This window comes from Burkholderia sp. AU30280, assembly GCF_020420125.1.
Lineage (GTDB): Bacteria > Pseudomonadota > Gammaproteobacteria > Burkholderiales > Burkholderiaceae > Burkholderia.
The window spans coordinates 351,560-372,969 of the sequence record NZ_JAIZRY010000007.1 but is presented as its reverse complement, the minus strand read 5'-3'; the positions used below and the strand labels follow the sequence as shown (position 1 = coordinate 372,969).

The window sequence follows — 21,410 nt, the reverse complement described above, 5'->3', positions numbered from 1 at the left end:
GCAATCTCCGTGATGCCGACAGTGGGCGGCAGACCAGGTACGCGATTTAAAAATCACGCGGGAAAATTTCGCGACAAAAAAAATGCGACCCCGCTTTCGAGGGGCCGCATTCGATACTTCACTCAAACTGAAAGGGCGAAAGGGTTCCTCGACTAGCGTCGCTCCGAAAAGGTTTCGGTCAACGTTCGCGGTGCCATAACCGTATTCGCCTTGTTTGCGTTGAGTTATTTACTGCATCGAACATCCGGAGGACCGGACATTCTCAATTCGTTGGTAGGCTCGATTGGACTCGAACCAACGACCCCCACCATGTCAAGGTGGCGCTCTAACCAGCTGAGCTACGAGCCTAGTGAAGCTAAGATTATATGGAGCCGTTACCCGCTTGGCAAGTATTTTTATGCAGTCGCAGCAAAATAACGGTGTTCGAACCCCATATCAGGACTTCCGACCGGCTCGCACGACGCCCTGCACCTCGCCGAGCAGCGTGCACGCGCGCTGCACCTGCGCCGAGTTCGACACCTCGACCGTGAACTGCATGAATGCCGCGTTGCGGCGGCTCTGCGTCTTCACGCCCACGACGTTCATCTTCTCGCGCGCGAACACTTCGGAGATGTCGCGCAGCAACCCCTGCCGGTCGCTCGCCTCGATCATCAGGTCGACCGGATAGACGGACGCGCCGCGCCCGCCGAGCACGTCGGCCGACCAGGTCGTCTGCAGCACGCGCTCCGGCGCGCGCTCGACCATCCGGCGGAAGGTCGGGCAATCGGTGCGATGGATCGACATCCCCTTGCCGCGCGTGACGAAACCACTGATCGGATCGGGCGGCGCCGGACGGCAGCAGCGCGCGAGCTGGGTCAGCAGCGCGTCGACACCCACGACCAGCACGCCGGTCGACGCGCCGTGCGCAACGCTCGCACCGCTGCTGCGCTTCTCGAAATCGGCAGGCGCCTCGGGCGCCGGTTCGGGAGGCGGCGCATCGGACAGCGCGTGCTCGACATTGCGCAGGCTGAACTCTTCCTTGCCGACGACCGAGAACAGTTCCTCGGGCGACTTGAAGCCGAGCTTCGCGGCGAGGTTGTCCAGGTTGACCGACGTCTTGCCCTCGCGTTGCAGCGTCTTTTCGACGAGCGCGCGGCCATGCGAGACGTTTTCTTCCTGCTCGATCGAGTTGAACCACGCCCGCACCTTCTGACGCGCGCGCGAGCTCTTCAAATAGCCGAGCTGTAGGTTCAGCCAGTCGCGCGACGGCCCGCCCTCCTTCACCGCGACGATCTCGACCGTCTGGCCGTTTGCGAGCGGCGTGTTGAGCGGCACCATCGCGCCGTCGACGCGCGCGCCACGGCAGCGATGGCCAAGTTCGCTGTGCAGGTGGTACGCGAAATCGACCGGCGTCGCGCCCTGCGGCAACGCGATCACGCGCGCCTGCGGCGTCAGCACGTAGATGTGGTCGTCGTCGAGCGACGTCTCGCGCAATTGCGCCCACGCCTTGTCGCCCGACTTTTCCGCGCCGTCCTCGACGTCATCCTTCCATGCGAGCAACTGGCGCAGCCATGCAATCTTCTCGTCGTACTTGTCGCTCGCCGAGAACTGGCCTCCATAGCCGCGCGCGCCGGCTTCCTTGTAGCGCCAGTGCGCGGCGACGCCGTACTCGGCGAAACGGTGCATCTCCTGCGTGCGTATCTGCACTTCGAATGCGCGGCCGTCGTCGCCAATCACCACCGTATGCAGCGACTTGTAGCCGTTCGGCTTCGGTCGCGAGATGTAGTCGTCGAATTCCTTCGGCACCGGCTGCCACAGGTGATGCACGATGCCGAGCACCGCGTAGCAATCCTTGATGTCCGGCACGATCACGCGAAATGCGCGCACGTCGTACAACTCGGAAAAATCGAGCTCCTTGCCGCGCATCTTGCGCCAGATGCTGTAGATATGCTTCGGCCGGCCGCTCACTTCGGCCTGGATGTTCGCGTCCGCGAGCTCGTGCTGCAGCCGCGCGATCGCCTGCGTGACGTACGCCTCGCGTTCGACGCGCTTCTCGTCGAGCAGCTTCGCGATCCGCTTGTAGGTCACGGGATCCTCGAAGCGGAACGCGAGATCCTCGAGCTCCCACTTCAGCTGCCAGATACCGAGCCGGTTCGCGAGCGGGGCATAAATCTCGAGCGTCTCGCGCGCAACGTCGGGCGGCGGGTCGATCTTCGCGGCCGCGTAGTAGCGCAGCGACTGCAACCGCGACGCGAGCCGGATCAGCACCACGCGGATGTCCTGCGCGAAGGCGAGCAGCATCTTGCGCAGCGCCTCGATCTGCGTGCGCCGCTCTTCCGCCGCGTCGCGCCCGGAGTCGGGTTTCGCGTTCTGCGCGGCGCGCAGGCTGACGGTGCCGAGCCGCAGCAGCTTGCGCACGTCGGACACGAGCCGCGCCACTTCGTCGCCGAAACGTTCGGTCAGCTCGCGCTCGGGATCGCTCAGGTGCGGCGTCAGCACGAACAGCGCAGCGGCCTGCATCGCGGACGGATCGACGTTCAGCGTGCGCATGATCGCCGCCGTGCCCGCCGAGTGATCGGCCAGCAATTCGCCGGACGACAGGCGCGCGTCGCCGGCCCGCTCGCGCACGAACGCGAGCACGTCGTCGAACGACGGCGCCGCGACGGAAGAGGCGGAAGCGGATTCGGTCATTGCACGGTCTGGCGAATTACGGTCATCGTCGGATAACGCTCAGCTCAGCTCCGTTGCGCGGCGACGACGACGATCTCGACGAGCAGTGCCGGATCCGCGAGCTTCGCCTCGACGGTGGCGCGCGGCGGCGTGTTGCCCTGCGCGACCCATGCGTCCCACTCCGCATTCATGCCTTCGAAGTTCGCCAGATCCGAGATGTAGATCTGCACCGACAGCAGATGCGCCTTGTCGCTGCCCGCTTCGGCGAGCAGGCGGTCGATATGGCCGAGCACTTCGCGCGTCTGGCCCCTGATGTCCTGCGTGGTGTCTTCGGCGATCTGGCCGGCCAGATACACGGTACCGTTGTGGATCGCGGTTTCGGAGAGTCGGGCCCCGACGTGGTGACGAATGACTGCCATGAAATGTTCCGGTCGTGATGGGGTAAGGAATCGGGCGGCAACACGGCCCGCGTGCCGCCGAACCGCATATTATGACGCGTTTATGCGCTGCCTTCGACGAAAAACCGCCGCGCGAGCGCAATCTGATCGGCACTGACGAACGCCGGCGCGTGGCCCGCACCCGGAATCTCGACGTGCGTCACATGCCGGCCGCGACGCACCATTTCGGCCGCCGTCTCGCGCGACAGCAAGTCGGACGTCTCGCCGCGCACGACCAGCAGCGACGCGTCCGTCGTCTCGATCGCGCGCCATAGCGCGGCCTCGCCGAGTGCGGCCAGTTCGGGCGTCGTCGCCTTGAACGGCTCGGCGATGCGCGGATCGTAGCGCATCGTCCAGCCGCCTTCGGGCAGTTCTTGCAGCAATGGCCCGTTGATCTCGCGCCACTCGTCGGCGCTCAGCGCGCCGAACGGCAGCGATAGCGACTTCAGATAGTCGATCCCCTCCTGCTCCGTCGCAAACCGCGGCTGTACGCCGAGGTATTCGCCGATGCGCGTGAGCGAATCGGGTTCGATACGCGGACCGACGTCGTTGACGATCATCCGGCGCAGCGGCGAACCTGGCAGCCCCGCAAGCGCCAAGCCGATCAGGCCGCCCATCGACGTGCCGAACCAGTCGACCGATTCGACGTCGAGCCGTGCGATCAGCGTCACCATGTCGGCCACGTACTGCGGAATCGCATAGAGCTGCGGATCGGAGAGCCGGTCCGACCGGCCACGCCCGACGACATCGGGGCAGACGACGCGATACGTATCGGACAGCGCGGAGGCAAGCCTGTCGAAATCGCGCCCGGAGCGGGTCAGGCCGTGCACGCAGACAAGCACGCGCGGATTCGCGGGATCGCCCCATTCGGTATAGGCGACGTGGTGCAGGCCGGCCGCGCTCGCACACTGCACGCGCCGCTGGCGGGGAACCGGGGGATTCACTGGAGTCGTTGGCATCGTTGGCATCCTGTCGAACGGGGGGCGACGCGCGGGACAACGCCTGCGGCGCCTGATGCAAACGATTGTAAACCGCTTCGGAACGACGAGGCGCCACGCGCCCGGCCCATCGCCCGGGACGGGTTCAATCGTCGCGGCGCCACGCGCCCCGCAACTGCTCGCGCAGGAAATCGACGAATGTCCGCACCCGCAACGGCACGTGACGGCCACCGGGATAGACGGCATGCAGCGGTGCTGCGCACGCCTCGAAAGCCGGCAGCACGCGCACGAGCCGACCGGCGTCGAGATCCGCGCCGACATCCCAGATCGACTTCAATGCAATGCCCGCCCCCTCGAGCGCCAGCGTGCGCGCCGCGCCGCCGTCATTCGTCAGCAGCGCGGCCGTCACCTCGACCGCCACGCCGCCCTGAGCGCCGTCGAACCGCCATTCGGCACGCGGCTGGTCACCCATCACGATGCATCGATGCGCGCGGAGCTCCGTCGGATGGGCAGGCAACCCGTGCGCGGCCACATAGCCCGGCGACGCACACAGCACGCGATGATTCGGCGCCAGTTCGCGCGCGATCATCGTCGAATCGGCCAGATTGCCGATCCGCACGGCGACGTCGATGTCCGATGCGAGCAGATCGACAACCGTATCGGTCAGCATCAACTGCACGGTCAATTGCGGATGGCGTTGCTGAAATGCCGCCACGAGCGGCGCGATCCGCAGGCGGCCGAGCTCGCCGGGCGCCGTCACGCGTAGCACGCCGCTGACCGTGCCGCGGCGATCGCGCATCAGCGTTTCGGCACGATCGACCTCGGCCAGGATGCGCAGCACCTGTGCGTGAAACTGGGCACCGTCGTCGGTGAGCGTTTGCTGCCGCGTCGTCCGGTGCAGCAGGCGCACGCCGAGCCGCGACTCGAGATGCGCGAGGCGCTTGCTGACGACCGACAACGACAGGTCGAGCTCGCGCGCCGCCGCCGACAGACTGCCGGTCGACACGATCCTCGCGAAGGTATCGAGCGCCGGGAAATCGTCGATCAGCATCATGGAACCCGCCTCATCCCAACCTTTCTTTTTTTCGAATAATCCATTCGCCGTTTGCCCGTATTTGCATGCGAAACGGAAACCTACCATACCTGTTCCGCGTCGTCGCATGACGCGCTTCACAGGACCTCCGAAACCATGTCGATCCGTCTTCGTTCAGCCACCCGCTCCCTCGCGCGCGCATGCGCGGCGGCCGCTTGTGTCGTTGCGCTATGGCCCGCCGCCGCCCGCGCCGCCGATCTCGTCGCGCCGCACAGCCTGACCGTCGCGGCAGATTTGCCGGCGGCGCAGGCCCGGGCGCAAATTCTGGCCGCACGCCGCTACGGCACCTTCTGGAATACCGGCGACCCCGCCCTCGCCCGCGCGGCGCTCGCCGCCGGCTTCATCGACCGAACGCTGCCGCCCGGCCGCGAACAAGGCGTACCTGGGCCGCTCGCGGCCTCCGGCACGATGCGCGGCGCGATCCCGGACCTGCGCTGCGAGATCGAACAGATGATCGTCGCGGGCGATCGTGTCGTCGTGCACCTGCATTTTCGCGGGCATTTCACCGGCGCTTTCAACGGAACGGCCGGGCGCGGACAGGCAATCGACTTCATCGCGACCGATATCTACCGGATCGACCACCGCCGGATCGCGGAAAACTGGCACATCGAGGACAACCTGACGCTGATGCGCCAGCTTGGGCTCGTCGGCTGACGGAGGTGACGATGACTCAAGGTCACGACTATCCCGCGACGCCGCTGCCGCGCCGCACGTTCCTGGCCCAGGCCGGCGCCGGGCTCGCGGCTGGCGTCGCGGCGGCCGCAGGCGCCTCCCTGCCGGCAACCGCCGCATCGATGCCGGCGCCCGCGGCACCGGGCGCCACGCCGTTCTGGCCGGACGGCGCACGCATCGTGATCTCGATCTCGATGCAGTTCGAGGCGGGCGGACAACCGCCTACCGGCGCGGACAGCCCGTTTCCGGCCGTCGCGTTCCCGCCGTCGGTGCCGGTCGATCTCGCGTCGGCCACCTGGTTCGCGTATGGCTACCGGGAAGGGATTCCCCGCCTTCTCGATCTCTGGGACCGACACGGCGTGAAGGTCACGTCGCACATGATCGGGGAAGCCGCACGCCGCCACCCCGAACTGGCGCGCGAAATCGTGTCGCGCGGCCATGAAGCCGCCGCGCACGGCCCGACGTGGCGCGCGCAATTCGCGATGAGCCGCGACGACGAGCGCCGCTTCCTGGCCGAAGCACGCGACATGGTCGAAGCGGCGACCGGCCAGCGGCCGACCGGGTACAACTGCAACTGGCTGCGGCGCGGACCGCATACGCTGTCGCTGCTGCAGGAACTCGGCTACGCGTATCACATCGACGACGTCAGTCGCGACGAACCGTTCATCGAGACCGTCGGCGGTCGCGATTTCGTGGTGGTCCCGTACACGCTGCGCAACAACGACATCCTGCTGATCGAAGGTCGCAACTACTCGCCGACGATGTTCCTCGAGCAGATCAAGCTCGATTTCGACCAGTTGTACGCGGAAGCCGGGCAGCGGCGCAGACTGATGTCGATCAGCGCGCACGACCGGATCAGCGGCACCCCGCAGATAGTCCGCGCGTGGGACGCCTTCCTGCACTACGCCCGATCACACCCGGGTGTCGCTTTCATGCGCAAGGACGACATTGCGCGCTTCGCGCTGCAGAGTCCGTCGACGCTGCGCGAGACCGAAACGATCTAACGGACTCCGTTCAACGCGTCACCCAGGAAAGACCTTCATGAATGATTTGCTCCACGGGAAGAAAGTACTCGTCGTCGGCGGAAGCTCCGGCATCGGCGCCGCCGCCGCGGCAGCCTTCGCGCGACGCGGCGCGCGCCTGACAATCGCTTCGCGCCATCCACGCAGGTTCGACATCGACACCATGCCAGGCGCGCACGTGCGGACCGAAACGCTCGACATCACGGATACCGCGGACGTCGATGAATTCTGCGCGCGCGCCGGCCAGTTCGACCACGTCGTGATTTCGGCCGCGAATACAGCCACGGGCCCCGTCCGTGCGTTGCCGCTTGCCGACGCACAAGCGGCAATGGACAGCAAGTTCTGGGGCGCATACCGCATCGCCCGCGCAATCGATGTCGCGCCCGGCGGTTCGCTGACGTTCGTGTCGGGTTACCTCAGTGTGCGGCCGAACGCGTCGTCGGTCCTGCAAGGCGCGATCAATGCGGCGCTCGAGGCGCTCGCTCGCGGCCTGGCACTCGAGCTGGCGCCGGTTCGCGTGAATACCGTGTCGCCGGGCCTGATCGCGACGCCGCTGTGGGACAAGCTCGCTCCCGACGCACGCGACGCGATGTACGCCGGCGCCGCACAGCGGCTTCCGGCACGCAGAGTCGGCCAGCCGGAGGATGTCGCGAATGCGATCCTGTATCTCGCGGCGACGCCTTATGCCACCGGCTCGACGGTACTGATCGACGGCGGCGGCGCGATCGCGTGACGCATGCATTCACGACAAAACGCCCCGCGTTCCGTCAGGAGCGCGGGGCGTCGAGAATAACGCAACAAGGTGACGCTCAGGCCACCGCGCTGACGTCGAGCGGTGCGCCCGTCTTCGCCTGGATCTCGTCGGCGCTCACGCCGTCGGCGAGCTCGAGGACCTTCAGCCCGGCCGGGGTGACTTCGATCACGCCGAGATCGGTGATGATCAGGTCGACCACGCCGACACCCGTCAGCGGCAGGTTGCATTCGTCGAGGATCTTGTGCTGATCGCCCTTCGCGACGTGCTCCATCAGCACGACGACGCGCTTCACGCCGGCGACGAGGTCCATCGCGCCGCCCATCCCCTTGATCATCTTGCCCGGGATCATCCAGTTCGCGAGGTCGCCCTGCTTGCTGACCTGCATCGCGCCGAGGATCGCGAGGTTGATATGGCCGCCGCGAATCATCGCGAACGAATCGGCCGACGAGAAGATCGACGAGCCCGGCAGCGTCGTGACGGTCTGCTTGCCGGCGTTGATGAGATCGGCGTCGACTTCGTCTTCGGTCGGCGACGGGCCGATGCCGAGCAGGCCGTTCTCCGACTGCAGCCACACCTCGACGCCTTCCGGCACGTGGTTCGCAACGAGCGTCGGCAGGCCGATGCCGAGGTTCACGTAGAAGCCGTCCTGCAGTTCCTTCGCCGCGCGCGCGGCCATCTGGTCACGATTCCAGGCCATGTCAGTCTCCTTTCGCGCGTACGACGCGTTGTTCGATGCGTTTTTCGGGCGTCGCGTTCAGCACGATGCGCTGCACGAAAATCCCCGGCGTGTGGATGTGGTCCGGATCGAGCTCGCCGTTCTCGACGATCTCCTCGACCTCCGCGACGGTGATCTTGCCGGCCATCGCACACATCGGGTTGAAGTTGCGCGCGGTGCGGCGAAAAATCAGGTTGCCGGACTTGTCGGCCTTCCAGGCCTTCACGAGCGCGACATCGGCCGTCAGCGACGGCTCGAGCACGTAGTGGCGATCGCCGAACTGGCGCGTTTCCTTGCCCTCCGCGATCACGGTGCCGTAGCCCGTGTTCGTGAAGAACGCCGGAATGCCCGCGCCGCCCGCCCGCAGCTTTTCGGCGAGCGTGCCTTGCGGCGTGAATTCGAGCTCGAGTTCACCGGCCAGATACTGGCGTTCGAACTCCTTGTTCTCGCCGACGTACGACGAGATCATTTTCTTGATCTGGCGCGTTTCCAGCAGCAGGCCGAGGCCGAAACCGTCGACGCCCGCGTTGTTGCTGATGCAGGTGATGCCCTTGACGGCCGAATCGCGCAACGCCGCGATCAGCGCCTCCGGAATCCCGCACAGGCCGAAGCCGCCCACCGCGAAGGTCTGTCCGTCGTGGACGATCCCTTCCAGCGCGGCAGCCGCGCTTGGATAGACTTTGTTCATCTGTTGTCCCTTCCTTTATGGAAACCAGCAAAACCGGTTCACGCGCCCACCTGGCCCGCAAGCCCGCCGCATCATTCTATGCATGCGCGGCGATGCTGCGTCGAGGCGCGCTGTTTTTATGTCGCGGCAAACCGCCGTGAGATGCCTGAAAGGGTACGATGCGGCGCGGATGCGGCACAATACGCAAAAATACATAAGCGTTTGCCTCCGGTTGCCCGCGCCATGCCCGCTCTCGATTACCAGACTGCCTTCCACCTCGCGCCGCTCGGCCTCGTGATGTCGCGCGACCGCGTGATCGAGGACTGCAACGACGCGCTCGCGTCGATCTTTCGCTGCGTGCGGGCCGACCTCATCGGAAAATCGTACGAGGTGCTCTACCCGTCGACGGACGAATTCCAGCGAATCGGCGAACGGATCTCGCGCGTGATGGCCGCGAACGGCATCTACTCGGATGACAGAATCATGAAACGGGCGGACGGCGAACTGTTCTGGTGCCACGTCACCGGCCGCGCGCTCGACCGCACCGCGCCACTTGCGGCGGGCGTGTGGACCTTCGAGGATTTGAGTGCGACGCGCCGGGTCGCCGTCGAACTGACGCCGCGCGAGCGCGAGATCGCCGCGCAGCTCGCGACCGGCAAGACCAGCAAACAAATCGGGCGCGTGCTCGACATCAGTTCGCGTACGGTCGATATCTACCGCGCACGGCTGATGCGCAAGTACGGGACCAACAATACCCCTGAGCTGCTGCAGCGCCTGCTCGGGCAGTAAATGGCGGCTCCCTGACGACAATCGGCCGCACATGGCGGCCGATTCGGGAAACAGCGGATATGGCGTGCCACGGGCGACCTTGTGCCGGCCCGGCCGCGCCGTGTCGACGCTCAGCCGACCTTCGCCGCGAGCGCGCGCTCGATCGTGTCGCGCAGCAACTGGGGCAGCGGCACCGACTTGCCGAGCGCGTAGTCGACCCACACGCAGCGCGCGTTGCCGCGCGCATAGACGTGCTGCGGATCGTCGGCGCGCGTCAGCTCGAAACCCGTGTCGAAGCTGCTACGGCCGGGCTTCGCAGCCGACATCCTCGCGATCACGTCACCCGGATAGTGCAGCTGCTTGAGGAACTCCATCGACGCCGTGACGATGACGGGCCCCTGCCCCTCGCCGTTGCCGCCGGCGATGCCGAGTTCCTCGAACCACGAGATCCGCGCCTGTTCCATGTAGCGGAAATAGACCGTGTTGTTCACATGGCCGAACGCGTCCATGTCGCCCCAGCGGATCGGCATCGACATCTCAAAAACGGGGGAATAATCACTCATTGCAGTCTTCTGTGTTGCTGAATGTCATCCGCTCAGGCGAGGCCAAAGCCGTCGTCGGCGGAGATAATCGAGCCATTGATGAACTGCGACTCGTCGGCCGCGAGCAGCAACAACAGCCCGTCGAGATCCTGAGGCTTGCCGACGCGCCGGCGCGGCAGCATCGACTGCAGCTTCTGGCCCTGCTCGGTTTCCCACAGGTAATGATTGATTTCGGTATCGATATAGCCCGGACATATCGCATTGACGTTGATCCCGTGGCGCCCCCACTCGAGCGCCATCGCACGCGTCATCTGCACGACCGCCGCCTTGCTCATCGCGTACAGGCCGATCTGCGGAAACACGCGCAGCCCGGCCACCGACGCGATGTTGATGATCCGGCACGGCGGCTTGCCGTTGCCGCTTCCGTTCGCGCGCATGATCATCCGCTTCGCGACCTCCTGCGCGACGAAAAATGCGCCGCGCGTGTTGGTGTCGAATACGAACTCGAAATCGGCCGGCGTCACGTCGACGAGCTTCTGCATCGTCGAGACGCCCGAATTGTTCACGAGGATGTCGATCGTACCGGCTTCCGTCTCCGCGTGCGCGACCGCCGCCTTGATGCTCTGGACGTCGGTGACGTCGAGCGACACGACATGCGCGGCACCGCCCGCCGCCTCGATCTCGGCACGCAGCTCCTTCAGGCGCTCGACGCGACGGCTCGCAAGCACGACCTTCGCACCGGCCTGCGACAGCACCTGCGCAAAGCGCTGCCCGAGGCCGCTCGACGCACCCGTGACCAGCGCAACCTTGCCTTCCAGATTGATCGACCGACCCATTTGCACTTCCCCTTTCGATGTCGTTTCGCCGCCACGGGCAGTACGGCCCGGACTGCATTACCCTAGCACAAAAATAGAACGATCGTGCTAATCTAGCCGCATGCTGTTGCGGCAAGCGTTTCGTTTCGCAGACAATACGCTCCCGAATAAAAGCATTCTAACGGTTAGAGGAACGCCAATGACCCCCGCAAGCCTCATCGAGCAATACGGCCCGCGCGAATCGATGGAATACGACGTCGTGATCGTCGGCGGCGGCCCCGCCGGGCTGTCGGCGGCGATCCGGCTCAAGCAGCTGGCCGCCGAGAAAGGCGCCGAGATCGGCGTTTGCGTGCTCGAGAAAGGTTCCGAGATCGGCGCGCACATCCTGTCGGGCGCGGTGATGGACCCGCGCGCGATCACCGAACTGTTCCCCGACTGGAAGGAACGCGGCGCGCCGCTCGACGTCGAGGTGACGGAAGACCGCTTCCTGTTCCTGTCCGAGAAAAGCGCGGTCACCACGCCGAACTGGGCGCTGCCCGCCAATTTCCAGAACCACGGCAACTACGTGATTTCGCTGGGCAACGTCACGCGCTGGCTGGGGGCGCAGGCCGAAGCGCTGGGCGTCGAGATCTTCCCCGGCTTCCCGGCCGCCGAGATCCTCTACAACGACGACGGCTCCGTGAAGGGCGTCGCGACCGGCAACATGGGCGTGGGCAAGGACGGCGAGCCGACCGAGAACTTCCAGCTCGGCATGGAGCTGCACGCGAAGTACACGCTGTTCGCCGAAGGCTGCCGCGGCCACCTCGGCCGCCAGCTGATCGCGAAGTTCAAGCTCGACGCGAACGCGGATCCGCAGGCGTACGGGATCGGCATCAAGGAGCTGTGGGAAATCGATCCGGCCAAGCACAAGCCGGGCCTCGTGATCCACACGGCCGGCTGGCCGCTGAAGTCGGATACCTACGGCGGCTCGTTCCTGTATCACATGGACAACAACCAGGTCGTGGTCGGCTTCGTGGTCGGCCTCGGCTACACGAACCCGTACCTGTCGCCGTTCGAGGAATTCCAGCGCTACAAGACGCACCCGTCGATCCGCGCGTTCCTGGAAGGCGGCAAGCGCGTGTCGTACGGCGCGCGCGCGATCACGGCCGGCGGGCTGCTGTCGCTGCCGAAGACGGTGTTCCCGGGCGGCGCGCTGATCGGCGACGACGCGGGCTTCCTGAACGCCTCGCGGATCAAGGGCAGCCACGCGGCGATCAAGACCGGCATGCTGGCGGCCGACGCGGCGTTCGACGCGGTGCAGGCCGGCCGCCAGTCGGACGAGCTCAACGCATATCCGGACGCCTTCAAGCAGTCGTGGCTGTACACGGAGCTGTACCGCGCGCGCAACTTCAAGCAGTGGATGGCGAAGGGCCTGTACCTCGGCACGCTGATGGTGGGACTCGAGCAGAAGGTGATGGGCGGCAACGTGCCGTGGACGCTGCACCACAAGCACGCGGACCACGAGATGCTGAAACCGGCGTCGCAATGCCAGCCGATCGAGTATCCGAAGCCGGACGGCAAGCTGACGTTCGACCGGCTGTCGTCGGTGTTCATCTCGAACACGAACCACGAGGAGAACCAGCCGGCGCACTTGACGCTGAAGGATGCGAACGTGCCGGTGAACGTGAACCTGCGTACCTACGCGGGGCCGGAGGGGCGGTTCTGCCCGGCGGCCGTGTACGAGTTCGTGAAGAACGACGACGGCAGCGACCGGCTGGTGATCAACGCGCAGAACTGCGTGCACTGCAAGACCTGCGACATCAAGGACCCGACGCAGAACATCGTGTGGGTCACGCCGGAAGGCGGCGGCGGGCCGAATTACCCGAACATGTAATTGCCGGAACGCGCCGCCACGAACGGCGCGTTGATCGGCCGCCGCAAACGAAACGGGGCGCTGCCTCAAGCAGCGCCCCGTTTTGCATGCTCCGCGCAACGGCCGGGCGAGACGCGCAGCGCCCCGCCCGCTTGCGTCAGGTCGCGCTGCCCGCGATCTTCGGCGTCGACGTCTCGACGTCCCCGCACTGCGCGCGATGGCGCAGCGCATGGTCGATCAGTACCAGCGCGAGCATCGACTCGGCGATCGGCGTCGCACGAATGCCGACGCACGGATCGTGACGACCGAACGTTTCCACCGTCGCCTCGTCGCCGGCCTTCGTGATCGAACGGCGCGGCGTGCGGATGCTCGACGTCGGCTTGATCGCGATCGACACCGTGATGTCCTGACCCGTCGAAATCCCACCGAGCACGCCGCCCGCATGGTTGCCGACGAAACCGTCCGGCGTCAGCTCGTCGCCATGCACCGAGCCGCGCTGCGCGACGCTTTCGAAGCCCGCGCCGATCTCGACACCCTTCACCGCGTTGATGCTCATCATCGCCTTTGCGATGTCCGCATCCAGACGGTCGAACACCGGCTCGCCCCAGCCGACCGGCACGCCCGACGCGACGACGTCGATGCGCGCGCCGATCGAATCGCCGTCCTTGCGCAGCGCATCCATGTACGCCTCGAGCTCCGGCACGACATCCGCATTCGGCGAGAAGAACGGATTTTCGTGCACGTGCGACCAGTCGACGAACGGCACGTCGATCTCGCCGAGACCGCTCATGTAGCCGCGCACTTCGACGCCGAAGCGCTCGCGCAGCCACTTCTTCGCAACCGCCCCCGCGCCGACGATCGGCGCGGTCAGGCGCGCCGACGAACGGCCGCCGCCGCGGTAGTCGCGGATGCCGTACTTCTGCCAATAGGTGTAGTCAGCGTGGCCGGGACGGAACGTCTCGACGATGTTGCCGTAATCCTTGCTGCGCTGGTCGGTGTTGCGGATCAGCAGCGCGATCGGCGTACCGGTCGTCACGCCTTCGAACACGCCCGACAGGATCTCGACCTCGTCGGCCTCCTGCCGTTGCGTCACGTGACGTGACGTGCCGGGCTTGCGGCGATCGAGCTCGACCTGGATGTCGGCTTCGGTCAGCCCCATTCCCGGCGGGCAGCCGTCGATCACGCAGCCGATCGCGGGACCGTGCGATTCGCCGAAGGTCGTGACAGTGAAAAGCGTGCCGAGGGTATTGCCGGACATGATGGAACCGCCGAATGAGAAAAGGACAAGCCAGTACGGACCTGCCGAAATATAGACAGGCCTATATCTTGCGCGTCGTGAAATATAGACAGGCCTATATTATGCCAGTCGTCCCGCCGGCGCGGGCCCTGCACGGCATGTCGCCGGCGGGACGTACCGTGGGACGGGCAAGCCGGCCTTCGCGCGGACGAAAGCAGGCAAGCCTCGATCGAATCGGCGAGTGATCGGAGCCGGACCGCACCGCTCGGAGCCGCCTGACGCCACCTGCCCGCCGCCTACTTCCGCGCGCCGCGCAGTTCGGTCACCGCGGCCTGCAGCGACTCGGGCGTCGCAACCGACGCCGGGATCGGCTCACCGACCGCCAGCGTCAGCCGGCTCATGACGCCGCGCTTGATGGGCCGCGGCATCCGCGCATCGGAATGCCGCGAAAAATAGCTGCCCCACAGCCCGCGCAGCGCCATCGGAATCACCGGCGCCGGCGTGCGGGTCAGGATCTCCGTGATGCCGTGGTGGAACGTGTTGATGTCACCCGTCTTCGTCAGCTTGCCTTCCGGGAAGATGCACACGAGTTCGCCTTCCTTCAGCGCAGCCTCGCATGCGTCGTACGCGCGCGCGAGCATCGCGGGATCCTCGTGGCGCGGCGCGATCGGGATCGCCTTCGCATGCCGGAACACCCAGCTCGCGAAGCGCGTCTTGAAGATCCGGTGATCCATCACGAAACGGATCGGACGCGGGCTCGCGGCGGCCAGCACGAGCGCGTCGACGTAGCTGACGTGGTTGCACACGAGCACGGCGGCCCCTTCTGCCGGAATCCGCTCCGCATGCACGAGGCGAATCCGGTAGAAGGTGTGTACGAGTACCCACGCAACGAAGCGCAGGAGGAACTCGGGCACGAGCAGATAGATATACGTGGCGACGATCACGTTAAGCAGCGCGGTGACGAGGAACAGCCCCGGGATATCGACGCCGGCCTTGGTCAACCCCATCGCCATCACGGCCGACAGGATCATGAACAGCGCGTTCAGGATGTTGTTCGCGGCGATGATCCGCGCGCGGTGCGTCGGCGCGCTGCGGCTCTGGATCAGCGCGTACAGCGGCACGCTGTAGAAGCCGCCGAACATCGCGAGCAGGAACAGGTCGGCCAGGATGCGCCAGTGGCGCGCACCGGCCAGGAACTCGCCAACCGACAGCAGATGGCCGGGCGACGGCAGCGCATGGCTCGCGAAATACAGCTCGATCGCGAACACGCTGATGCCGATCGAGCCGAGCGGCACGAGGCCGATCTCGACGCGCCGCTGCGACAGGCGTTCGCACAGCAGCGAGCCGAGGCCGATGCCGACCGAGAACGTCGCGAGCAGGATCGTGACGACGTCAGGGCTCGCGGACAGCACGTCCTTCGCGAAATTGAAGAACGACGTGAGGAACGTCGCGCCGACGAACCACAGCCACGAGATGCCGAGCAGGCTCAGGAACACGGTGCGGTTCTGGCGTGCGAGCCCGAGGTTGCGCCAGGTCTCGCTGAACGGATTCCAGTTGATCACGAGATCGGGCTGCGGCGCCGGCGTGGACGGCACGCGCTGCGCGACGAACCGGCCCGCGAGCGCGATGACGACGACGCTCACCGCGAGCACGCGCTCGCCGCTGCCTTCGATGCCCGCGGCCGCGCCGCCGATGATCGTGCCGATCAGGATCGCGATGAACGTGCCCATCTCGACGAGGCCGTTGCCGCCGACCAGCTCGTGCTCGCCGAGATGCTGCGGCAGGTACGAATACTTGACGGGCCCGAACAGCGTCGAGTGCATCCCCATCATGAACGTGCACAGGTACAGCAAGGGCGCGCTATGCGTGACGAAGCCCGCCGCACCGACCAGCATCAGCACGATCTCGAAGGTCTTCACGAAGCGCGTGAGAGTCGCCTTGTCGTACTTGTCGGCGATCTGGCCGGAGGTCGCCGAGAACAGCACGAACGGCAAAATGAAGATCGCGGAAATCAGGAAGGCGGCCGTCTTCGCATCGACGCCGGCGAACCGCGCGGTGTGATAGGTGACCAGCGACGTGAAGCCGATCTTGAAGACGTTGTCGTTCAGCGCGCCGAGGAACTGGGTCGTGAAGAACGGTGCGAAACGACGCTCGCGCAGCAGGTCGAACTGCGACGCGTGGGCGCGCCGTTCGTCGCGCTGCCCGGATGTGGCTTGCGTTTGATCGCTCATGCGGAATACGCGCGCGTCGTCTTGGCGAAGCTGCGCGGGCCTTGTTGTGTTGTCGTTGAAAAAACGGCGGCGCAGGACCAACCTGCGCCGCCGCGTGCCGGATGGCGACGCCCGCGCGTCGGGGCGCAGGGCGCGGCGTGGTTCACGGCTTGTGCGCTTCGGCTTCCGATTCCGGCCAGTCGCGGATGTACGCCTTCAGCATCCGGTTCTCGAAGCTCTGCGCCTCGACGACCGTCTTCGCGACGTCGTAGAACGAAATGACGCCCATCAGCACCTTCTTGTCGAGCACCGGCATATAGCGCGCATGGCGCTCGAGCATCATCCGGCGCACTTCGTTGACGTCCGTTTCCGGCGTGCAGGTGAGCGGCTCGTCCATCACCTTGCGCACCTGCACGTCGCCGATCGCGCCGCCATTCACGTGCAGGCGCAGGATGATCTCGCGGAACGTCAGCATCCCGACGAGATCGCCGTACTCCATCACGACGAGCGAACCGATGTCGTGCTCGGCCATCGTATCGACCGCTTCGCGCAGCGGCTTATCGGGCGTCACCGTAAACAGCGTGTTGCCCTTCACTTTCAGAATATCGCTGACGCGCATCGTAGTCCCCTCATGCTTGAATGCAAAACCTCTTTCGATCCTATCGGAAAGCCTGTCAAAAGGAAAGCTCGGGCCCGCGCGGCGGCCCGCGCCCCGCTTGCGGAAGCGGTCCGCCGGCAGCACAATGGCCCCATGAACAGCGGCCAGAGGAGACGTCCATGGCGCATACGCATTCGGAGCAATTCGCCAGCTTCGCCGATTTCTACCCGTATTACCTGAACGAACACCAGAACCTGACGTCGCGGCGGCTGCACTTCATCGGCTCGCTCGGCGTGATCGGCTGCGTCGCGATGGCGATCGCGACCGGCAACTGGCCGTGGCTGCCGGCAGCCATCGTCTGCGGCTACGGGTTCGCGTGGATCGGACACTTCTTCTTCGAGAAGAACCGCCCGGCCACGTTCCGGCACCCGATCTACAGCCTGATGGGCGACTGGGTGATGTTCAAGGACATTTGCACCGGCAAGATCCCGCTGTAACGGCCGAGCGCCCCGCTCACGCCGGCCGCGGCGGCCGCGCATGCGGGTCGGACACGGTGCCCGGCGCCTGCCCAGGGCTTGCCGCCGGCTGCGCGCCCGCAAGCCGGTGCGCGGCGATCAGCGACGCGAGCGACACGTCGAACCGGTCGCTCGACAGCACCGCGAGCAGCGCGGCGCCATCGACGTGGCTGCGGCGCCGCTGCAGCTGGTAGGTGAGTTCCGTGCGGTCGATCACCAGCACGTCGAACAGTTGCGCAAGCGTCAGCTGCTCGGGGTTCGCGAGCAGGATGTAGCGCGGCGTGGTCTCACCGCCGCCGTCGAGCCGCGCAATCCATTCGCGCTCCTCCATCGTCGTCAGCAGGCGCTGCGCGGTTTCCATGTCGCAGCGCAGCAGGGTCGCGAGCCGCATCGCCGTGTAGCCGCGCTTGCCGGCCGTGCGTGCGTCGGCCAGCCGCGCGAGCATTTCCAGCGCGTCAAGCAGATCGCTGCCCGGATAGTGGATACGGTGGAATTGGCCGACGCGGATCGCCGGCAGCGCAGAGGCCACCATCGCGCCGAGCAGCGCGATGAACCAGCTCAGGTACACCCATAACAGGAACACGGGCAACGCCGCGAACGCGCCATAGACGGCCGTATAGGTCGGAATGCGCCGCACGTAGTAGCCGAAGCCGCGCTTCGCGAGCTCGAACGCGACGGCCGCGAACAGCCCGCCGATCACCGCGTCGCGCCATGCAACCGTGCAGTTCGGCAGGTACACGTACAGCAGCGTGAACGCGAGCACCGTCAGCGGCAGCGACACGAGCGCGAGCAGCCATTCGACGATCGACGTCGACGGCGCCGCCCCCGTGAACGCCAGCGACTGCGTGAACAGGTACGACGAGATCGACAGGCTCACGCCGAACAGCAGCGGGCCGAGCGTAATCAGCGCCCAGTACGCGAGCACGCGCTGCGCGAACGGCCGCGGCTTGCGCACGCGCCAGATCAGGTTGAAGGCCGACTCGATCGTCATCATCGTCATCACCGACGTGACGACGAGCACGATCAGGCCGGCCGTCGTCAGCCCCTTCGCCTTCGACGCGAACTGATTCAGGTACTTGAAGATCTGGATGTTGAACTGCGCAGGCATCAGGTGATCCGCGAGGAACCCCTGCAGCGAGATCTGGAACGACGAGAACATCGGGAAAGCGGTGAACAGCGCGAACGCGACCGTTACGAGCGGCACGAGCGCCAGCATCGTCGTAAACGTCAGACTGCCCGCCACTTGCGGGATGCGATCCTCGGCGCTGCGCCGGGCCGCGAACTGCGCCAGGCGCTTGATGGTGTCGAGATCGACGCTCAACTTCGGCAAACGGCTTCTCCTTCCTGATTCCGCGCGCCCGACGGCGCGCCGCCACCGCGCTGCGCGACGGCTTCAGCCCCTATAATAGCCGCTCGATTCCAGCAGGGGCCGACTGCACCGGGCGCGCGCGCGGCCGCACGCGGCTCCGTCGCCCATGAAAGACATTCTCGTCCTCTATTACAGCCGTCACGGCGCCACGCGCGATCTCGCGCTCGCGATCGCGAACGGCATCGACAGCGTGCCGGGCATGCAGGCCCGCATCCGCACCGTGCCGCCCGTGTCGGCCGTCTGCGAAGCCACCGCCCCCGACATCCCCGCCAACGGCCCGCCATACGCGGAACTGCGGGATCTCGAGGAATGCGCGGGCCTCGCGCTCGGTTCGCCGACCCGTTTCGGCAACATGGCCGCCTCGCTCAAGTATTTCCTCGACGGCACCACACCGCAATGGCTGTCGGGCGCACTGTCCGGCAAGCCGGCCAGCGTGTTCACGTCGACGGGCAGCCTGCACGGCGGCCAGGAATCGACGTTGCTGTCGATGATGCTGCCGCTGCTCCATCACGGGATGATGATCGTCGGGATCCCGTACACGGAATCCGCGCTCACCACGACGCGCACCGGCGGCACGCCGTACGGCGCGTCGCACGTCGCGCAGCACGATCGCTCGGCAGCCGCCGGGCTGTCGGCGGACGAAAAGGCGCTCGCGGCCGCGCTCGGCGTGCGGCTCGCGCGCGCGGCGGCCGCCCTCTCCAGCGCCCAGGCCGCCGAGGCCTCATGAACGCCCCCGCCCGCCCCGCCGTCGCGGCCCGGCCGCGCTACGCGCGGGTCGCCACCGCGTGCCTCGTCGCGCTGATCGCGCTGTCGCTCGCGTGGGAGCTGTGGCTCGCGCCGCTGCGCCCGGGCGGCTCCGCGCTGATGCTCAAGGCCATCCCGCTCGCGCTCGCGCTGCCGGGCGTCTGGCGGCGTAACATCTATACGATGCAGTGGGCGAGCATGCTGATACTCGTCTATTTCGCCGAAGGCGTCGTGCGCGGCATGTCCGATCGCGGACTGTCCGCGACGCTCGGCTGGTGCGAGACCACGCTTGCCGTCGCCTTCTTCGCGGCGGCGCTGGCGTACGTCGCGCCGTTCAAGCGCGCGGCGAAAAAGTCGCGCGCTGCGTCCTGACCCTTACGCGACAAGGTGAAGATGTCCTCCGAAGCTTTCGTTTCCGCGTGCCGCGACGCGATCGGCGCCGATCATGTGCTGACCGACCCGCACGATACCGAACCATTCCTGACCGACTGGCGCCGCCGCTACCAGGGTGCCGCGTGCGCGGTGCTGAAGCCCGCGAACACCGCCGAGGTCGCCGCGCTCGTCAAGCTGGCCAATGCACACGGCATCGCACTCGTGCCGCAAGGCGGCAATACAGGCCTGGCCGGCGGCGCCACGCCCGACGCGAGCGGCAGCCAGGCCGTGCTGAGCGTCGCGCGGCTGAACCGCGTGCGTGCGCTCGATCCCCACAACAACACGATCACCGTCGAAGCCGGCGTGATCCTCGCCGACGTGCAGGCGCGCGCCCGCGAAGGCGGCCGGCTGTTCGCGCTGAGCCTCGCGGCGGAAGGCAGCTGCACGATCGGCGGCAACCTGTCGACCAATGCGGGCGGCACCGCCGTGCTGCGCTACGGCAACGCGCGCGAGCTGTGTCTGGGGCTCGAGGTCGTGACGCCCCAGGGTGAAATCTGGGACGGCCTGCGCGGACTGCGCAAGGACAACACCGGCTACGACCTGCGCGACCTGTTCATCGGCGCGGAAGGCACGCTCGGGATCATCACGGCGGCCGTGATGAAGCTGCATCCGCTGCCGGCCGCGCAGGTCACGGCACTCGCCGCGCTCGATTCGCCGCACGCGGCGCTCGATTTCCTCGCGCTCGCGCAGCGCGCGGCCGGGCCGCTGCTGACCGGCTTCGAGCTGATGTCGGACTTCTGCATGCAGCTCGTCGGCAAGCACTACCCGCAACTGCGCTACCCGTTCGCGCAGACGCATGCGCAGACGGTGCTGCTCGAACTGTCCGACAACGAAAGCGAAGCGCATGCGCGCGCGCTGTTCGAGAAACTGATGGAGGAAGCGTTCGAGGCGGGGCTCGTGGTCGACGCGGTGGTCGCGGAGAATCTCGCGCAGTCGCGCGCATTCTGGGACCTGCGCGAACACATCCCGCTCGCGCAGGCCGACGAGGGGCTCAACATCAAGCACGACATCGCGGTGCCGATTTCGTCGATCGCGCGCTTCATCGACGAGACCGACGCGGCGATCCAGCAAGCCGCGCCGGGCGCGCGGATGGTCACGTTCGGCCACCTCGGCGACGGCAATCTCCACTACAACGTGCAGATGCCCGAAGGCGGCGACCCGAAAGCGTTCCTGGCCGCGTTCCAGGCGCCGATCAACCGGATCGTCTACGACAACGTGCACCGCCACCACGGCACGATCAGCGCGGAGCACGGCATCGGCCAGTTGAAGATCGAGGACGCGCAGCGTTACAAGTCGCCGGTGGAAACGACGCTGATGCGCACGCTGAAGACCGCGCTCGATCCGCGCGGCCTGATGAATCCCGGCAAGGTCCTGCGCTGAA

At 66.5% G+C, this 21,410-nt stretch carries 21 protein-coding genes and 1 tRNA gene; 9 read left to right on the top strand and 13 right to left on the bottom strand.

What is annotated here, in order from left to right; translation table 11 throughout:
• Nucleotides 1-271 precede the first annotated feature (271 nt).
• The 5 genes from LGN17_RS18765 to LGN17_RS18745 form a co-directional block, all read right to left on the bottom strand.
• Nucleotides 272-348: transfer RNA gene (locus tag LGN17_RS18765), tRNA-Val, on the bottom strand.
• 87 nt (nucleotides 349-435) lie between these two features.
• Nucleotides 436-2,670 carry a RelA/SpoT family protein gene (locus LGN17_RS18760; RefSeq protein WP_226198100.1) on the bottom strand — a complete coding sequence of 745 codons (2,235 nt, stop codon included), beginning with the start codon at nucleotides 2,668-2,670 and terminating at the stop codon, nucleotides 436-438.
• A 44-nt stretch (nucleotides 2,671-2,714) separates the two neighbouring features.
• Complete coding sequence (locus LGN17_RS18755) at nucleotides 2,715-3,068, bottom strand: RidA family protein (protein ID WP_175952967.1); 354 nt, start codon at nucleotides 3,066-3,068, stop codon at nucleotides 2,715-2,717.
• Between the two features lie 80 nt (nucleotides 3,069-3,148).
• Nucleotides 3,149-4,045 (bottom strand): alpha/beta fold hydrolase, encoded by an 897-nt coding sequence (locus LGN17_RS18750; protein WP_226198099.1) that lies wholly within the window; start codon nucleotides 4,043-4,045, stop codon nucleotides 3,149-3,151.
• A 124-nt stretch (nucleotides 4,046-4,169) separates the two neighbouring features.
• Nucleotides 4,170-5,075 (bottom strand): LysR family transcriptional regulator, encoded by a 906-nt coding sequence (locus LGN17_RS18745; RefSeq protein ID WP_226198156.1) that lies wholly within the window; start codon nucleotides 5,073-5,075, stop codon nucleotides 4,170-4,172.
• Between the two features lie 138 nt (nucleotides 5,076-5,213).
• Between LGN17_RS18745 and LGN17_RS18740 the strand changes: the two genes are divergently transcribed.
• Genes LGN17_RS18740 through LGN17_RS18730 form a run of 3 tightly spaced genes read left to right on the top strand, consistent with a single transcriptional unit; the run spans nucleotide 5,214 to nucleotide 7,544 of the window.
• Nucleotides 5,214-5,771 carry an ester cyclase gene (locus tag LGN17_RS18740; protein ID WP_226198098.1) on the top strand — a complete coding sequence of 186 codons (558 nt, stop codon included), beginning with the start codon at nucleotides 5,214-5,216 and terminating at the stop codon, nucleotides 5,769-5,771.
• A gap of 11 nt (nucleotides 5,772-5,782) precedes the next feature.
• Nucleotides 5,783-6,793, top strand: a complete 1,011-nt coding sequence (locus LGN17_RS18735) for a polysaccharide deacetylase family protein (protein ID WP_226198097.1) — start codon at nucleotides 5,783-5,785, stop codon at nucleotides 6,791-6,793.
• Nucleotides 6,794-6,830: 37 nt separating this feature from the next.
• Nucleotides 6,831-7,544, top strand: coding sequence for an SDR family oxidoreductase (locus tag LGN17_RS18730; protein WP_226198096.1), 714 nt, complete (start codon nucleotides 6,831-6,833; stop codon nucleotides 7,542-7,544).
• 76 nt (nucleotides 7,545-7,620) lie between these two features.
• Here LGN17_RS18730 and LGN17_RS18725 read toward each other — a convergent pair whose 3' ends face one another.
• Nucleotides 7,621-8,262, bottom strand: a complete 642-nt coding sequence (locus LGN17_RS18725; protein ID WP_047900502.1) for a CoA transferase subunit B — start codon at nucleotides 8,260-8,262, stop codon at nucleotides 7,621-7,623.
• 1 nt (nucleotide 8,263) lies between these two features.
• On the bottom strand, nucleotides 8,264-8,968 hold the full coding sequence (locus LGN17_RS18720) for a CoA transferase subunit A (protein WP_175952969.1): 705 nt from the start codon (nucleotides 8,966-8,968) through the stop codon (nucleotides 8,264-8,266).
• Between the two features lie 222 nt (nucleotides 8,969-9,190).
• Between LGN17_RS18720 and LGN17_RS18715 the strand changes: the two genes are divergently transcribed.
• Complete coding sequence (locus tag LGN17_RS18715) at nucleotides 9,191-9,736, top strand: LuxR C-terminal-related transcriptional regulator (RefSeq protein ID WP_226198155.1); 546 nt, start codon at nucleotides 9,191-9,193, stop codon at nucleotides 9,734-9,736.
• Nucleotides 9,737-9,846: 110 nt separating this feature from the next.
• On the opposite strand, the gene LGN17_RS18710 is transcribed toward LGN17_RS18715, so the two are convergent.
• Together LGN17_RS18710 and LGN17_RS18705 are read right to left on the bottom strand one after the other, a co-directional pair.
• The gene (locus LGN17_RS18710) at nucleotides 9,847-10,278 is read right to left on the bottom strand and encodes an acyl-CoA thioesterase (RefSeq protein ID WP_011351771.1); all 432 of its coding nucleotides are present in this window, start codon (nucleotides 10,276-10,278) and stop codon (nucleotides 9,847-9,849) included.
• A gap of 32 nt (nucleotides 10,279-10,310) precedes the next feature.
• Nucleotides 10,311-11,093 (bottom strand): SDR family oxidoreductase, encoded by a 783-nt coding sequence (locus LGN17_RS18705; RefSeq protein ID WP_011351770.1) that lies wholly within the window; start codon nucleotides 11,091-11,093, stop codon nucleotides 10,311-10,313.
• A gap of 178 nt (nucleotides 11,094-11,271) precedes the next feature.
• Here LGN17_RS18705 and LGN17_RS18700 point away from each other — a divergent pair, with 178 nt between their 5' ends.
• Nucleotides 11,272-12,945 carry an electron transfer flavoprotein-ubiquinone oxidoreductase gene (locus LGN17_RS18700; RefSeq protein ID WP_226198095.1) on the top strand — a complete coding sequence of 558 codons (1,674 nt, stop codon included), beginning with the start codon at nucleotides 11,272-11,274 and terminating at the stop codon, nucleotides 12,943-12,945.
• Nucleotides 12,946-13,081: 136 nt separating this feature from the next.
• On the opposite strand, the gene aroC is transcribed toward LGN17_RS18700, so the two are convergent.
• The 3 genes from aroC to LGN17_RS18685 all read right to left on the bottom strand — a co-directional run bounded on the left by aroC (nucleotide 13,082) and on the right by LGN17_RS18685 (nucleotide 16,990).
• On the bottom strand, nucleotides 13,082-14,182 hold the full coding sequence (aroC, locus tag LGN17_RS18695) for a chorismate synthase (protein WP_226198094.1): 1,101 nt from the start codon (nucleotides 14,180-14,182) through the stop codon (nucleotides 13,082-13,084).
• 275 nt (nucleotides 14,183-14,457) lie between these two features.
• Nucleotides 14,458-16,392: an MFS transporter gene (locus LGN17_RS18690; protein ID WP_226198093.1), complete on the bottom strand. Its 1,935-nt coding sequence runs from the start codon at nucleotides 16,390-16,392 to the stop codon at nucleotides 14,458-14,460.
• A gap of 142 nt (nucleotides 16,393-16,534) precedes the next feature.
• A complete protein-coding gene (locus LGN17_RS18685; protein WP_006488504.1) occupies nucleotides 16,535-16,990 on the bottom strand; it encodes a CBS domain-containing protein in 456 nt (151 codons plus the stop codon).
• Nucleotides 16,991-17,148: 158 nt separating this feature from the next.
• Between LGN17_RS18685 and LGN17_RS18680 the strand changes: the two genes are divergently transcribed.
• Nucleotides 17,149-17,466 (top strand): Mpo1-like protein, encoded by a 318-nt coding sequence (locus LGN17_RS18680; RefSeq protein WP_226198092.1) that lies wholly within the window; start codon nucleotides 17,149-17,151, stop codon nucleotides 17,464-17,466.
• A gap of 16 nt (nucleotides 17,467-17,482) precedes the next feature.
• Here the strand turns inward: LGN17_RS18680 and LGN17_RS18675 are convergent, their stop codons facing one another.
• Nucleotides 17,483-18,814, bottom strand: coding sequence for a YihY family inner membrane protein (locus LGN17_RS18675; protein ID WP_226198091.1), 1,332 nt, complete (start codon nucleotides 18,812-18,814; stop codon nucleotides 17,483-17,485).
• Nucleotides 18,815-18,959: 145 nt separating this feature from the next.
• Between LGN17_RS18675 and wrbA the strand changes: the two genes are divergently transcribed.
• The 3 genes from wrbA to LGN17_RS18660 are packed head-to-tail and all read left to right on the top strand — an operon-like array spanning nucleotide 18,960 to nucleotide 21,409.
• Entirely contained in the window at nucleotides 18,960-19,580 is a 621-nt protein-coding gene (gene wrbA / locus LGN17_RS18670; protein ID WP_226198090.1) for an NAD(P)H:quinone oxidoreductase, read from the top strand.
• A complete protein-coding gene (locus tag LGN17_RS18665) occupies nucleotides 19,577-19,969 on the top strand; it encodes a DUF2069 domain-containing protein (RefSeq protein WP_175971714.1) in 393 nt (130 codons plus the stop codon). Before wrbA ends, LGN17_RS18665 begins: the two co-directional genes overlap by 4 nt.
• 21 nt (nucleotides 19,970-19,990) lie before the next feature.
• Complete coding sequence (locus tag LGN17_RS18660; RefSeq protein ID WP_226198089.1) at nucleotides 19,991-21,409, top strand: FAD-binding oxidoreductase; 1,419 nt, start codon at nucleotides 19,991-19,993, stop codon at nucleotides 21,407-21,409.
• The last annotated feature ends 1 nt before the right edge of the window (nucleotide 21,410 follow it).

Excerpts from the sequence above, each read along its gene's own strand:
- LGN17_RS18760 (WP_226198100.1), bottom strand. The coding sequence starts at position 2,670 with ATGACCGAATCCGCTTCCGCCTCTTCCGTCGCGGCGCCGTCGTTCGAC.
- LGN17_RS18755 (WP_175952967.1), bottom strand. The coding sequence starts at position 3,068 with ATGGCAGTCATTCGTCACCACGTCGGGGCCCGACTCTCCGAAACCGCG.
- LGN17_RS18750 (WP_226198099.1), bottom strand. The coding sequence starts at position 4,045 with ATGCCAACGACTCCAGTGAATCCCCCGGTTCCCCGCCAGCGGCGCGTG.
- LGN17_RS18745 (WP_226198156.1), bottom strand. The coding sequence starts at position 5,075 with ATGCTGATCGACGATTTCCCGGCGCTCGATACCTTCGCGAGGATCGTG.
- LGN17_RS18740 (WP_226198098.1), top strand. The coding sequence starts at position 5,214 with ATGTCGATCCGTCTTCGTTCAGCCACCCGCTCCCTCGCGCGCGCATGC.
- LGN17_RS18735 (WP_226198097.1), top strand. The coding sequence starts at position 5,783 with ATGACTCAAGGTCACGACTATCCCGCGACGCCGCTGCCGCGCCGCACG.
- LGN17_RS18730 (WP_226198096.1), top strand. The coding sequence starts at position 6,831 with ATGAATGATTTGCTCCACGGGAAGAAAGTACTCGTCGTCGGCGGAAGC.
- LGN17_RS18725 (WP_047900502.1), bottom strand. The coding sequence starts at position 8,262 with ATGGCCTGGAATCGTGACCAGATGGCCGCGCGCGCGGCGAAGGAACTG.
- LGN17_RS18720 (WP_175952969.1), bottom strand. The coding sequence starts at position 8,968 with ATGAACAAAGTCTATCCAAGCGCGGCTGCCGCGCTGGAAGGGATCGTC.
- LGN17_RS18715 (WP_226198155.1), top strand. The coding sequence starts at position 9,191 with ATGCCCGCTCTCGATTACCAGACTGCCTTCCACCTCGCGCCGCTCGGC.
- LGN17_RS18710 (WP_011351771.1), bottom strand. The coding sequence starts at position 10,278 with ATGAGTGATTATTCCCCCGTTTTTGAGATGTCGATGCCGATCCGCTGG.
- LGN17_RS18705 (WP_011351770.1), bottom strand. The coding sequence starts at position 11,093 with ATGGGTCGGTCGATCAATCTGGAAGGCAAGGTTGCGCTGGTCACGGGT.
- LGN17_RS18700 (WP_226198095.1), top strand. The coding sequence starts at position 11,272 with ATGACCCCCGCAAGCCTCATCGAGCAATACGGCCCGCGCGAATCGATG.
- aroC (WP_226198094.1), bottom strand. The coding sequence starts at position 14,182 with ATGTCCGGCAATACCCTCGGCACGCTTTTCACTGTCACGACCTTCGGC.
- LGN17_RS18690 (WP_226198093.1), bottom strand. The coding sequence starts at position 16,392 with ATGAGCGATCAAACGCAAGCCACATCCGGGCAGCGCGACGAACGGCGC.
- LGN17_RS18685 (WP_006488504.1), bottom strand. The coding sequence starts at position 16,990 with ATGCGCGTCAGCGATATTCTGAAAGTGAAGGGCAACACGCTGTTTACG.
- LGN17_RS18680 (WP_226198092.1), top strand. The coding sequence starts at position 17,149 with ATGGCGCATACGCATTCGGAGCAATTCGCCAGCTTCGCCGATTTCTAC.
- wrbA (WP_226198090.1), top strand. The coding sequence starts at position 18,960 with ATGAAAGACATTCTCGTCCTCTATTACAGCCGTCACGGCGCCACGCGC.
- LGN17_RS18665 (WP_175971714.1), top strand. The coding sequence starts at position 19,577 with ATGAACGCCCCCGCCCGCCCCGCCGTCGCGGCCCGGCCGCGCTACGCG.
- LGN17_RS18660 (WP_226198089.1), top strand. The coding sequence starts at position 19,991 with ATGTCCTCCGAAGCTTTCGTTTCCGCGTGCCGCGACGCGATCGGCGCC.